Genomic DNA, 11,853 nt, shown 5'->3' on the forward strand with positions numbered 1-11,853 from the left:
AAAGCCGATGCATGCTGGCCATGCCGCCGCCCCGTGCTTACATCATCGACGGCAAGCGGGACTGACGGGTAGCGGTCTTTCAGCACGGGGGCATTCTCGTTTGGGAACCTCCGGGAAAGCCCTGAGCCCCCTGATTTCAGGCTGCGTCCGCCACGCCCAGGTGCGCCAACAGCACTCGGGCGGCGGGCGGCAAGGCGTCCAGCCCCAGCACGGCGATGCACAGCGAGGTGCTGGACCAGGCTCCAGAGAGCGGAATGAAACGGATATCCAGATTGGCATGGCGCGCCTTCAGGTACATGGGCACCACCGCCACCCCCATGCCGCGCGCCACCAGCATGCAGATGGTTTCGTGCGAGCTGACCCGCGCGCTGATACGCCGCGCCACGCCCGCGTCCTGCGCCGCCTGCTCGAACACCGCGCTGATGCCGTTGTCGCGGTTCAGTTCGATCTGCTCGAAAGGCAGCAATTGCGCGTAATCCAGCGTGTCGCGGTCGGCCAGCAAATGCTGGCCCGGCACCACCGCCGCCAGATCGCAGCGGCCGCAGGGAAAGACCTGCAAGCCGTCATGGCCGAAATCGGACCCCACGGCCACGTCGGCCTGGCCGTCCAGCACCGCGCGGAACACCTCCTGGGTCGTGCCCTCTTCCAGGGAGATATCGATCTGGGGATAAGCGCGGCGAAAGGACTGGATCTGCGCCGGCAGTTCGCCGGACAGCGCCGCCACGCTGACCGCGAGCCGGATGCTGCCGCGCACGCCGGTCGCAAAGCCCGCCATTTCGCGGCGCATGCGGTCCATGCTTTGCAGCACCATGCGCACGTGCGTGGCCAGGGCATTGCCCGCCGGCGTGGGCTGCACGCCCTTGACCCCGCGTTCCAGCAGCGGCACCCCGAAGGCGTCCTCCATTTCCGACATGCGTTTGCTGACGGCGGAAGGGACGATGTTCTCGCGGGCGGCGGCGCGCGCCAGGCTGCCCTCCTCCAGCGCCGCGAGGAACAGGCGCAGGGAGACGGGATCGATATCGCGGGGATGCGGCAGAGGGGGCTGGACTGGCTTCATGGCGGGAAGTGTCGTGCCTAGTGGCAGCGTCCTGGGATCGGGGTTTTCCCGGTAACATCCGCACTCCCCACGCTCTTGCGGCATTTCCATGCCGCCACCGCCGCCCATGCAATGCCCCCGCTGCAACTGGCAGAATCCGGCCTCCAACACCCTGTGTTTTAGCTGCAATGCGCCGCTGGCCGCCCCCACGGCAGCCGCTCCTGCCGCGAAGGCTGGGAAAACCGCCAAAGCCGCCCCGGCCCGGGCCGGCAACGCTCCGGTCTTCCCCGGCATCTGGCCGCGGCTTGGCGCCACCGCGATCGACGCCGCCATCATGGTGGCGGCGATGATCGGATTCAGCACGGCCGCCAATCTGACCTACGAATCACTGGCCGGCGATCCGCGCCCTGTCCTGCTGGCCTTGGCCGCCGGTTTCATCGGCCTGATGCTGCCGGCCCTGATGGACGCATGGGGCGGCGGATCCCCAGGCAAGCGGATGCTGAAGCTGCGCGTCGTGAACCGCAATGGCGACCATCCCGGCGTCCTGCGCGCCAGCTGGCGGCACCTGATGAAGTACGTGCTGAACATCGCGCTGCCCGGCATCTTCTACCGCATCCAGCGGACCATATTCGGCGAACGCGCCATGCATAACTGGATCTCCGGCACCTACGTGGTGTCCAGCCAGGCGGACCCGCGGGCCATCCGGCCCGCCATCGCCAAGACCCGCTCCATCACGGGCGCGGGCAAGTTCATCTTCATCGTGCTCGGCGTGCTGGCGCTGGTCGCGGGCGGCATGATCGTCGGCGCCATCGTCATGGAGCCCAAGCAGGAAGACAATCCCCTGCGCGCCGAGGTGATCCGCCTGGACCTGGTGTCGCAACCCGTGCGCATGCTGGCCGAAAACCATTACCGCCGCACCGGGGCTTACGCCCCGGACATGGCGGCGCTCGGCGTCACCCCGGAATCGTTGAACAGCAGCGGTTTCAGCGCGCTGACCATGAACCCGGTCAACGGTGTGCTGCGCTTCACCATCGCTGGCGACGCCGGCACCACGGACGCACCCGCGCTCGGCGGCAAGCATCTCGTTTACCTGCCCGAACTGCGCTCGGAAAAGAAAGGCGGCGGCGTGCGCCGCTGGCAGTGCGGCAGCGACGACATCCCGCGCGCCGACCGCCCCTACAGCTGCCGCCACGAAGCCGGCGCCTCGGCGCCCTAGCCCCGACACGGAATCCCGCGCATGTCCGCCCTGATCGAATCCATCCATCGCGCCGACGACGGCGACGAGCACGCGCAAATGCTGGCGCTGTGCGAACAGGGGCTGCGCGAGCAACCCGCCTCGGCCCTGATGTGGGCGCTGCGCGCCCGCTATCACGACAAGCGCGGCGCCCATGCGGCGCGCCAGGCCGACCTGGACCGGGCGCTGGCCCTGGACCCGCATTGCGCCGACGCCATCCGCGTCCAGGCCACCGCGCTCTACAACGCGGGCGAACGGCAGCAGGCCTGGCGCGTCCTGCGCGATGCCCTGCAACGCACGCCTTCGCACTTCGGGCTGCTGATGGCGCACGCCTATCTGCTGATCAACGACCGCCAGCTGGACGAGGCCATCCAGTGCTGGACCCGCGCCGCGCAACTGCGCCCATCCGCCGGCGCGCCGCATTGCTACATCGCATCCAACCTGGCCAACGCCGGGCGCCACGCCGAGGCCGAGCCCCATTTCCGGCGCGCGACCTCGCTGGCGCCGGGCAATGGCATGTTCCTGTACGACGCCGGCAACACTTACCGCAGCCTGAGCGATCTGCGCAACGCCATCGCGATGTTCGACCGCGCCCGCGCCATCCTGGGCGAACAGAACGCCATCCAGCACAACCGCGCCTCATGCCTGCAAGCGCTGGAACGCCACGCGGACGCCGTCGATGAATGGACCAGCCTGCTGCGCCGCGAGCCCGACTGGGACTGGCCCCTTGAAGGCAAGGCGCGGTCGCTGCACCGCCTGGGCCGCGCGGACGAAGCCGCGCCGCTATGGCGCCATCTGGACGCGCTATCGGACAGCGGCTGGGAAGGCCGCAGGGAACAGGCCCGCGAATACGTACGCAGCGGCGATCCGGAGCTGGCCGAGCAGGCGCTCCGGGAGCTGGACCCCATGACTAGCGGCGACGTCCAACTGCTGTTCGTGGCCGGCAACGCGCAACGCGACCAGCGCAACTGGGACGAGGCGCTGGCGTACTACCTGCAGGGCTACGAGCTGGCGCCCGACAACGACTTCCTGCCCGGCAACGCGGCTGACATGCTGAACCGGCTGGAGCGCCATGACGAAGCCCTGCCGCTGTCCGAAGTGGCGATCTCGCTGGATCCGGACTGGCTGAAGTGGCGCCGCGCCCGCATCGAGGCGCTGACCCATCTGGGCCGCGCGGACGAGGCCGTGGCCGACGCCGATCGCGCCATGGCGCGCTGGCCCGATGACGGCGCCCTGCACGCCGAACGCATCAACGCGCTGATCGCCGCCAAGCGCCACGAAGAGGCGCTGGCCGCCTGCGACCGCCTGATCGCGATCGATCCTGACTACCGCAGCTGGGCGCTGTTTTCACGCGGCCAGGCCTACGGCGAAATGAAGCGTCACGCGGAATCCGCCATGGCTTATCGCCAGGCTGCCGCCTCTTATCAACAGAACGGCAAGCCCCAGTACCAGGAACTGTCCTTGAATAATGCCCTGGCCGCGGAACAGGCCGCCGCCGCGCCGCGTGGCCTGCTGGGTCGGCTGTTCCGGCGCAAGTAGGCCGCGCGCCTAGGCGGCGCGCTCCCATTCATAGCCATTCAGCAAGGCCAGCAAGCCGCGCCTGACCACGGCCACCGCCTCATCCCGCAAGGCGTCGGCGCGCCAGCCCATTTCGATGGCGTATCCCGGCATGGCGACCGGGCACGGCAGCATGCGCAGGCCGGACGCCGCGGCCAGGCCGCGCGCCGCGTGCGCGGGCAAGGTCGACAGGGCATCGCTGCCCGGCAGCAGGAAGGCCAGCGCCGAAAAATGCGTGGTCGAGGCTTGCACTCGACGCGTCAGTCCCAGCCCGTGCAGCACTTCATCCACCACGCCAATGAAGCCGCCGGACGACACCAGGATGTGCTGGCGGCGGATGAATTCCTCCAGCGACAGCGAGATCTGGCCCGGTTCTAGACTGGCGGGATCCAGCAGGCAGGCATAGCCGCCCTGCCCGACCGTCACGCGCTGCAAGGCCTGCGTGGTTAATCCGCCCGAGGCGATCACCAGATCCGCCTCGCGCGCCATCAGCATGTCGGCGGCCAGGCGGCTGTGGGTCTGCCGGAAAATGATGCGCAGCCCCGGCGCGCTTTCCGCCAGCGCGCGGATCGCGTCCCGCCCCAGCGCGATCTCGAAATCGTCCGACAGGCCCAGCGTGACCGAGCGGCCGGCGAAGCCCGCCGCGCCCGGCCGCGCCAGCGACAGGCTCTGGCGGCACTTGTCCAGGGCTTCGCCGATGACGGGCCGCAGCTCGCGCGCCCGCAGGCTGGGCGACAGCCCCCTGCCCGTGCGCGTGAACAGGGGATCGCCATACAGCGCGCGCAGCCGGCCCAGCGCCGCGCTGACGGCCGACTGCGTCACGCCCAGGCGCAACGCCGCACGCCCCGCTCCGCCCTCGTCGTAGATGGCCTCGAACACCTTGAGCAGGTTCAGGTCGGCCGACTCGATATCAATCTGGTTCATATCATTTATCTCTGACCAGGATTGATTGATTTTAGGGCCGGCCGGACACTGAAGCCCGATGCCACGCTCCGAGACCCCCGCCATGACCACGAAAACCATCGCCGCCCTGCAGATCGGCTCCTCCCCCGAAGGCAAAGCCCGCACCCTGGAAGACATCCTCGCCTACGAAAGCGAGATCGCCGCGTCCGGCGCCTCGCTCGTGGTCATGCCCGAAGCGCTGCTGGGCGGCTATCCCAAGGGCGAGATCTTCGGCACCCGCCTGGGCTACCGCCTGCCCGAAGGCCGCGAGGCCTTTGCCCGCTACTACGAAAACGCCATCGACGTGCCCGGCCCCGAAACCGAGGCGCTGGCCGCCCTGTCGCAGCGCACCGGGGCCAGCCTGGTGGTGGGCGTGATCGAACGCGGCGGCAACACGCTGTATTGCACCGCCCTGTTCTTCGAACCCGCGACCGGCCTGGCCGCCAAGCACCGCAAGCTCATGCCCACCGGCACCGAGCGCCTGATCTGGGGCCAGGGCGACGGCTCGACCCTGCCGGTCGTCGACACCGAGGCCGGCCGCATCGGCGGCGCCATCTGCTGGGAAAACCACATGCCGCTGCTGCGTACCGCCATGTACGCCAAGGGCGTGGAAATCTGGTGCGCGCCTACCGTGGACGAGCGCGACATCTGGCAGTGTTCGATGCGCCACATCGCCCACGAAGGCCGCTGCTTCGTGGTCAGCGCCTGCCAGGTGCAGCCCTCGCCCGCCGAACTGGGCCAGGACGTGCCAGGCTGGGATGCCAACCGTCCGCTGATCAACGGCGGCTCGGTCATCGTCGGCCCGCTTGGCGACGTGCTGGCGGGGCCTCTGCGCGGCAAGGCCGGCCTGCTGACCGCCCAGGTCGACACGGCGGAACTGGTGCGCGCCCGCTACGACTTCGACGTGGTGGGCCACTACTCGCGCCCCGACGTCTTTTCCTTGACCGTGGACGAACGCCCGCGCCCCGCCGTGCGCTTCGTCTCCTGAATGCCCCGCCTGCCGGGAGCCCGCAATCCGGGCCCCTGGCGCCGGGATGGTATAGTCTCGCCCGCTGCCGGCCCTTCCAGGACCGCGCAACGCCCGAGTGGTGAAATTGGTAGACACAAGGGACTTGAACTAATTTGAGCCCTTTGGGGGAAACTCCAAAGGTGTAGCCCGTCAAACTCGGCGAATGCCCTGGACCCGTTCCGAGCCAACGCCGAGCCAAGCCCAGGTCGCATGACCGGGGAAGGTGTAGAGAGCAGACGGCGGGCACCTAAGGCCGCAAGGCTATGGTGAAGGCGTGCTCCAGACCACGAACAGCGCATCCGCGCTGGCGGCGAAAGCCGAAGTGGTAAGAAAATCCCTCGGCCTCGCGGCCGTACCGGTTCGATTCCGGTCTCGGGCACCACCCCATCCCACCACACCGCGCCGCATTACGCCACGCAACGCCACCTTCATAGACGATTCTGGGTGCCGACCAGAACTCGTTACGCCACACCAAACCACACTAAACCACAATTTTTGCTAATCTCGTACGCCATTCCTACGCCCGAGATTACGCCATGCCCACATTCAGAAAGCGCGGCACGTCCTGGCGGGCCGAAGTCGCCCGCAATGGACACCGTGAAAGCGCCACCTTCGCCACCAAGCGCGAGGCCATGGACTGGGCCAACCGCCGCGAGCTGGAACTGGCGAACGCCCGCGCCGGCAAGGTGACGCGCTGGACCCTGGCGGACGTCATGCAGCGGTATGCCGACGAGGTCAGCCCGGAAAAGGCTGGCGCCAGGTGGGAAAAGGCCAGGATTGCCGCCATCAAGAAGGACAGGGTGGCCAAGCTGGTGATGCAGGACATAGGACCGGCCGAGTTGGCGGACTGGCGTGATCGGCGGTTGGCAGAGGTGCAGGGTGCTACGGTCCTACGCGAGATAGGCCTGCTGCGCGCCATCTGGACCCGGGCCAAGCTCGGGGAATGGCGGTATGTGGATCATGACCCATGGCCCGACGTAATCAAGCCGCGGGACAACCCGGCGCGCAAGGTGATCTTCACCGACAAGCAAGCCGAGGCAGTCGTGTCCGCGCTGGGCTATGCCGGAGGCACGCCCAAGGACAAGCGCGAGCAGACGGCGGTAGCTTTCCTGCTGGCCCTGGAGACGGCCATGCGATCGGGGGAAATCCTGACCCTGGAATGGAAACACGTGCACCTGGAGCGCCGCATGCTGCATCTGCCCAAGTCCAAGAATGGAGATGCGCGCGACGTTCCGCTTTCACGCCGCGCCGTCGAACTGCTGGAGTCGATGAAGGGGATCCACCAGGAACTGGTGTTTACCGTGAATGCCGGCCTGCGGGATGCCTACTTTCGGCAGGGCAAAACCCTTGCAGCCGTCGACGGGCCCACATTCCACGACGCGCGCGCTACGGCTATCACACGCCTCGCCAAGAAACTGGAATTGCTGGAGCTGGCGCGCATGGTGGGTCACCGCGACCCGCGCAGCCTCATGGTCTACTACCGCGAGAGCGCCACCGAGATCGCAGCAAAGCTGGACTGACCCGGGTTTTTATCAATAAAGGATAAGAATCGATCTTATCCTTGCGTTGCGAACTTTGGCCCTCTGGGTTACAGTGCTGCTAGCCCTTCGTTCAGCGAACGCCCAAGTTCCACTTGGGACACTTATGTAGCTGGCGCGGGGCTTTTCTATTTCCGCTTTGCATATTGAGGTCGAATCTCAAAGTCGGCCGGCTTGAAAAGCCAATGGCGATAGGGATGATGCCAACGCATCTCAGGCTCTCCACCGGTACTGATCCCAATATTGAAATTAGGGTAGATCTCTCTGATCAGGCCATTAATATGCCTATAGACGACCTCTTTTGCCCTGGTCCGCTTTCCGCGTATCCGCGCTCCCTCCGGCTTTTCCTTGTGTTTTTCGTTGAGACGAAATTGCATCGCGCCAAGGACTACATCGAGGCATTGCAGTAAGACATGCTCTTTGGAATCCACTTCGGCGATCTGATCCTCAGCGATTGAAAGGCCGGCGCCGCGGAACTCACGGCTCCTATTTAGCCCTGACACGAACCCCTTGAAGGCCTGGCACTTTTCATCGGTATCTGGGAGCTTGTCGAAATAGATGCGTGCTTTAGCGGCGCCCAGATCGCCGCCACAGTACCTAAACCCAAAGGCGTGTTTGACGAACTGGTAGTAGAGCAGGAAGAATCCGTTCTCTCTTTGGGCGGGCGTCAGTTGCTTTGCGCCGAAGTAATTCTGGGTGAACATCACCCGCATCTTGAGCTTGCCCTCCCGCATCAACGCAAAGGTCTCATCCATCAACTGGATGTATTTGCCCGCATAGTTCTCGGTGATTCTCTGCCATTTGACCTCTGCACCAAGATTCAGCCGATCCTTAGCCGCCTGCAAAGTTGAAACCACCTCCTGAAGATGGGTGGATTCAACTAGCGCGCCTCCATAGAAATTTGCGAAATGCTTGCCTGAGATATCGGATTCATCACAGTAAAGAACCAGCTCACGGGATATATTGTTTGTTCTAGGCCGTCATTGGAGCAGCCATTCTACCCATTGCGTACAATTCCTGGCATGAGCCCAAATTCAGCCACTGGTTCTGGCTGTGCAAGCGGGCGGAACGGGCCTAGGGCGCGACGCCCAGGCCGCGGATGTAGCCCTGCAGGCCATTCACCTGGTCAGCCCATCGAGCAGCATCCTTTCCCAGCTGCTCATATCGTCCGACACACGATCCAATAATTCCGATCCAGTCGGGGCCGGCTGCATCAGGTCCGCCGCCGGCGCTGGGAGTTTGGGCGCGCCGCTGGGCAAGCTGGCGCAGCAGCCCGTTAATGCGGCCACGCTGAGCGGCAACAGTCTTTTCAGCAGCCTCGCGCGCCAGGACGGCGCCGCGGTGTTTGGCATCAGCACGATCCCTTTCCTCCTGCCATGCCCGCTCGACGGCGGCCTGGCGCTTCTCGATTTCTGCCTGCCGAGCATCCCCGCCGGCGCGGAACTGGCTGGCGCCGTACCAGCGCACGCCGGCGATCGCGACAGCCAGCACCGCGGCCCCGATCAGGTACGGCAACGCGGCGCGCAGCAGCGGGTTCATGCCCGCCCCTTCCAGTCGCGCGGAATCTGGAAATGCGGGCCGTCGCGCATCTTCCAGTCCCCGCCCCACTCCACCGGCACGCCCAGCTCCGCGGCGCATTCCCTGACCACCGCGGCCAGATCAGCGAACGCCTGCCAGTTTTTCCAGGGAATGGCCTTGTCGATCAGGGGCGCCAGGTCGACGGCGTGGCCGAGCCCGTCCGCTTGCGGCAAGTGGTAGCTGGCCATGGTCTTGCTGGCACCCCGCGCGACGTACTCGCGCTGTTGCTCGACCGTGCGGACACCCTCCACCACCGTGAAGTCCACCGCCGTGCGCTGGATGGCCAGCTTCACGATCTCGACCAGGTCAGGATGGACGCCCGCCAACCGCGTCAGGCTGCGCTGGGATAGTTGAAATCCGCTCATTTCGGATCACCTCCGAACTTGAAGGAAATCAGCCTGCGCGCCGCCAGCTCCAGGACCTGTTCACCCAGGATTCCCAGCGCCGCGCCAGCGCCTACCACCACCGGCATCGGAGCATCCGGGAACGGGATATAGATCAGAGCCGCCACGGTGGCCACCGCACTGCCCAAGATCGTGCGCCCAATCACGACGCGCCACGATAGGCGCTCGGTGCTGGTCAATGCTCGCCCCACCGCGATGAGTGCGCCAATGCCGGCCAGCCATGCAAGGTTCTTTTCCCAATCATTCATATCAAGTCCCAGTGAGCATTCGACGTTCTTGCCAATCGACGCCCAGCACGTTGGCCGTCCCATCCGTCATGCGCTGCCAGCCATCCATGATGTAGCGATTGGGCGTCGTTCCCAGAATCGGCGCCGGATGAAGGTAAGTTGTGTCCCCAATCTTCCAGGTCGACTCCAAAGGCATAGCAGCGAACGTCAGCGCCTGGCGCCCAGTACGGCGGCCCGACACGATGGCATTCATCAGGATGTCGGTCTGAGAAGCGCGTAGACCGTTCCCTTCCATATGCAGCCGGCCGATATTCCCGGCGAGCGTGATGCCGTACTTGGGCGTGCTTCCCGGATACAGGTCGCTGCCCAGGCCGTTGTTGTCCGTCAGGAACAGCTCATAGATGAGACCACTGATTTCTATGCAAATGGTGTCGGTGGGCCGCGCCGTGGTCGGCTCCATATCCAAAAAGGCGTTGTTCCACGCGCTGAGGCCAAGAATGGACCCGGAGCCCTCGACGCCAACACCGATCCCGCGACTAAACCCACGGAATTCGTTGCCCCAGACATGCACGGGACCGATTGACCGCCCAGTCGTGGCAAGCAACACCATGCCCGTGTTATCGGTGCGATCCCGGCAGATCACTCTGTTTCCGTACACAGACACGCCGGTCAGGTTGCAGTCATGCATGACAAGGTCGAACGCGACACGTGGAATCCCAGATATGGCGATGGGTGCCGCCAGCATCTCAAAGTCGTTGTCGTAGATCGCCAGATCCGCGATCCCATCGTTCTGTACGGCCGTGCTCCAGGTTCCGACTGCCCGAAGCGAGATGAGCCCGCGATTGTTGTAGATGGAGATTCCACGGTGCTCGCCCTCTTCTCCCGCGCCAACCCAGGCGAACTGCAGATAGTTGCGTGCGAAGTTGTCGTGCACGCTGATGTTGGATCCGAAGCACTCCACGCAGGCAACCGGCCCGCCGCGACCCGTAGACGGCGTCGGGTGGTCGAAGAAATTGTGATGGACCCTGGAGTCGTTGCTGAACCCATAGATCGATGAGTGGTCGGACGAGTCGATGCCGTTGTTGTAGAAGCGGTTGAACGCGATTTCGTTGTTCGAACCCTTCACACCCGGATGGCCGTAGCGCTGACCCAAAGCTAGACCGGTCACACCAGGGATGTTGATGAACTCGTTAAACATGATTCGGGAGTTATTGACGCGCGCGTCCGTACCCGTGGTCGTCACGCTGCCCGATACCATCAGCGGCGCGGTATTGAACGCGGCATAGACCCCGGAGCCGCGGTCCGGGCTGATCTTGTTGTTTTGCCCATTGAGGTCGAACGTGATGCCCTGGATCTCGATGTGATCGAGGACCTGGTTCGACGCCATCAGGTTGAAAAACTTCGGGCTGGCGTCGGTGCTCTGGTTGTCCAGCAGCTTGAAAACCGTCGCGCCGGCGCCCTGGCCGCGGATCTTCACGCCGGTCTTGTAGATCAGGGCGCAATATGTCTGTGCTTGCGCCTCCAGGTCAATGCGCTGCGTCAGCGCGAAACCGTAGGTCCTCGCGGACGCCACCAGTGGGATGCGGGTTGCGCTGGACCACTCGTAGGCAGCCTGAACCCGCGCGGAATCATCGGCCACGCCATTGCCGCGCGCGCCGAAATCATCGATCGACACCCAGCCGGGATGATTCAACTTGTAGCGGTGTCCGAACTCGCTAACAAGGACCGCCCCACCATTGTCCGCGCTCGTGCTGTCGTCAGGATCGTAGACATAGAAGGCTGGCCCCTTGTCCCGGCGGGCATAGTAGCCGGCCGCAACAACATACGGGTTCTTCGTGCCGCGCTGTTTTCGAACGTCGGCGACAGTGTCCACGACGCGGTTTGCGCCGCCAACGAGGGCGGTTCCAAGGTCGGTGTCGACCGCGTTGGCGATGTCCTGCCGCAGGACCGCATCCCCGACGCTAACAAACTTGTCCGCCTCGTCAGCCCAAACACCCGTTGTCGTGTATGGAAGCGTTAGGCCAGCGCTTGCCCGGTAGAGTTCTCCATCTTTGGCGAAAATCTGGTTGAGTGCGGTGATGGTCAAACCGGCCGCGTAGTCACCAAGAAGAACATATCCGGAGTCCAGAAGAAACTGCTGAAACTCCGCTTGAATGTCACTGATAACCTTGGCCCAGTTGGGCTTTTGTCCGCCGATACGAGTCTGAATCAACGACGGAATGTCATCATTGATATATCGCTCAAGATCTTGCGCATCCTCAGACGCGTTACGAAGTTGCTGCAGCGAGATAGGTTCGATTGCCATGGGAGCGCCCATAAAAAAACCCC

Annotated in this window: 11 protein-coding genes; 4 read left to right on the top strand and 7 right to left on the bottom strand. The window is 64.7% G+C overall.

What is annotated here, in order from left to right:
- Positions 1-136: 136 nt before the first annotated feature.
- The gene (locus FOC84_RS06460) at positions 137-1,057 is read right to left on the bottom strand and encodes a LysR family transcriptional regulator (RefSeq protein WP_173143702.1); all 921 of its coding nucleotides are present in this window, start codon (positions 1,055-1,057) and stop codon (positions 137-139) included.
- Between the two features lie 106 nt (positions 1,058-1,163).
- Between FOC84_RS06460 and FOC84_RS06465 the strand changes: the two genes are divergently transcribed.
- Positions 1,164-2,252, top strand: coding sequence for an RDD family protein (locus FOC84_RS06465; RefSeq protein WP_173143703.1), 1,089 nt, complete (start codon positions 1,164-1,166; stop codon positions 2,250-2,252).
- Positions 2,253-2,273: 21 nt separating this feature from the next.
- Positions 2,274-3,809 carry a tetratricopeptide repeat protein gene (locus FOC84_RS06470; RefSeq protein ID WP_173143704.1) on the top strand — a complete coding sequence of 512 codons (1,536 nt, stop codon included), beginning with the start codon at positions 2,274-2,276 and terminating at the stop codon, positions 3,807-3,809.
- Between the two features lie 9 nt (positions 3,810-3,818).
- On the opposite strand, the gene FOC84_RS06475 is transcribed toward FOC84_RS06470, so the two are convergent.
- Positions 3,819-4,751, bottom strand: coding sequence for a LysR substrate-binding domain-containing protein (locus tag FOC84_RS06475; RefSeq protein WP_173143705.1), 933 nt, complete (start codon positions 4,749-4,751; stop codon positions 3,819-3,821).
- Between the two features lie 82 nt (positions 4,752-4,833).
- On the opposite strand from FOC84_RS06475, the gene FOC84_RS06480 reads away from it, so the two are divergent.
- Complete coding sequence (locus FOC84_RS06480) at positions 4,834-5,757, top strand: carbon-nitrogen hydrolase family protein (RefSeq protein ID WP_173143706.1); 924 nt, start codon at positions 4,834-4,836, stop codon at positions 5,755-5,757.
- 557 nt (positions 5,758-6,314) lie between these two features.
- Complete coding sequence (locus FOC84_RS06485; RefSeq protein WP_173143707.1) at positions 6,315-7,298, top strand: tyrosine-type recombinase/integrase; 984 nt, start codon at positions 6,315-6,317, stop codon at positions 7,296-7,298.
- A gap of 146 nt (positions 7,299-7,444) precedes the next feature.
- Here FOC84_RS06485 and FOC84_RS06490 read toward each other — a convergent pair whose 3' ends face one another.
- The 5 genes from FOC84_RS06490 to FOC84_RS06510 form a co-directional block, all read right to left on the bottom strand.
- The gene (locus tag FOC84_RS06490) at positions 7,445-8,278 is read right to left on the bottom strand and encodes a DUF3800 domain-containing protein (RefSeq protein WP_173149986.1); all 834 of its coding nucleotides are present in this window, start codon (positions 8,276-8,278) and stop codon (positions 7,445-7,447) included.
- 112 nt (positions 8,279-8,390) lie between these two features.
- Positions 8,391-8,855, bottom strand: coding sequence for a hypothetical protein (locus FOC84_RS06495; protein WP_173143708.1), 465 nt, complete (start codon positions 8,853-8,855; stop codon positions 8,391-8,393).
- Positions 8,852-9,259: a M15 family metallopeptidase gene (locus FOC84_RS06500; RefSeq protein ID WP_173143709.1), complete on the bottom strand. Its 408-nt coding sequence runs from the start codon at positions 9,257-9,259 to the stop codon at positions 8,852-8,854. Before FOC84_RS06500 ends, FOC84_RS06495 begins: the two co-directional genes overlap by 4 nt.
- Positions 9,256-9,546 (bottom strand): holin, encoded by a 291-nt coding sequence (locus FOC84_RS06505; protein ID WP_173143710.1) that lies wholly within the window; start codon positions 9,544-9,546, stop codon positions 9,256-9,258. The genes FOC84_RS06500 and FOC84_RS06505 overlap by 4 nt, the downstream gene beginning before the upstream one ends.
- A gap of 1 nt (position 9,547) precedes the next feature.
- Positions 9,548-11,830: a hypothetical protein gene (locus FOC84_RS06510; RefSeq protein WP_173143711.1), complete on the bottom strand. Its 2,283-nt coding sequence runs from the start codon at positions 11,828-11,830 to the stop codon at positions 9,548-9,550.
- Between the last annotated feature and the right edge of the window lie 23 nt (positions 11,831-11,853).

The organism is Achromobacter pestifer, assembly GCF_013267355.1.
Lineage (GTDB): Bacteria > Pseudomonadota > Gammaproteobacteria > Burkholderiales > Burkholderiaceae_B > Achromobacter > Achromobacter pestifer_A.

Excerpts from the sequence above, each read along its gene's own strand:
- FOC84_RS06460 (WP_173143702.1), bottom strand. The coding sequence starts at position 1,057 with ATGAAGCCAGTCCAGCCCCCTCTGCCGCATCCCCGCGATATCGATCCC.
- FOC84_RS06465 (WP_173143703.1), top strand. The coding sequence starts at position 1,164 with ATGCAATGCCCCCGCTGCAACTGGCAGAATCCGGCCTCCAACACCCTG.
- FOC84_RS06470 (WP_173143704.1), top strand. The coding sequence starts at position 2,274 with ATGTCCGCCCTGATCGAATCCATCCATCGCGCCGACGACGGCGACGAG.
- FOC84_RS06475 (WP_173143705.1), bottom strand. The coding sequence starts at position 4,751 with ATGAACCAGATTGATATCGAGTCGGCCGACCTGAACCTGCTCAAGGTG.
- FOC84_RS06480 (WP_173143706.1), top strand. The coding sequence starts at position 4,834 with ATGACCACGAAAACCATCGCCGCCCTGCAGATCGGCTCCTCCCCCGAA.
- FOC84_RS06485 (WP_173143707.1), top strand. The coding sequence starts at position 6,315 with ATGCCCACATTCAGAAAGCGCGGCACGTCCTGGCGGGCCGAAGTCGCC.
- FOC84_RS06495 (WP_173143708.1), bottom strand. The coding sequence starts at position 8,855 with ATGAACCCGCTGCTGCGCGCCGCGTTGCCGTACCTGATCGGGGCCGCG.
- FOC84_RS06500 (WP_173143709.1), bottom strand. The coding sequence starts at position 9,259 with ATGAGCGGATTTCAACTATCCCAGCGCAGCCTGACGCGGTTGGCGGGC.
- FOC84_RS06505 (WP_173143710.1), bottom strand. The coding sequence starts at position 9,546 with ATGAATGATTGGGAAAAGAACCTTGCATGGCTGGCCGGCATTGGCGCA.
- FOC84_RS06510 (WP_173143711.1), bottom strand. The coding sequence starts at position 11,830 with ATGGCAATCGAACCTATCTCGCTGCAGCAACTTCGTAACGCGTCTGAG.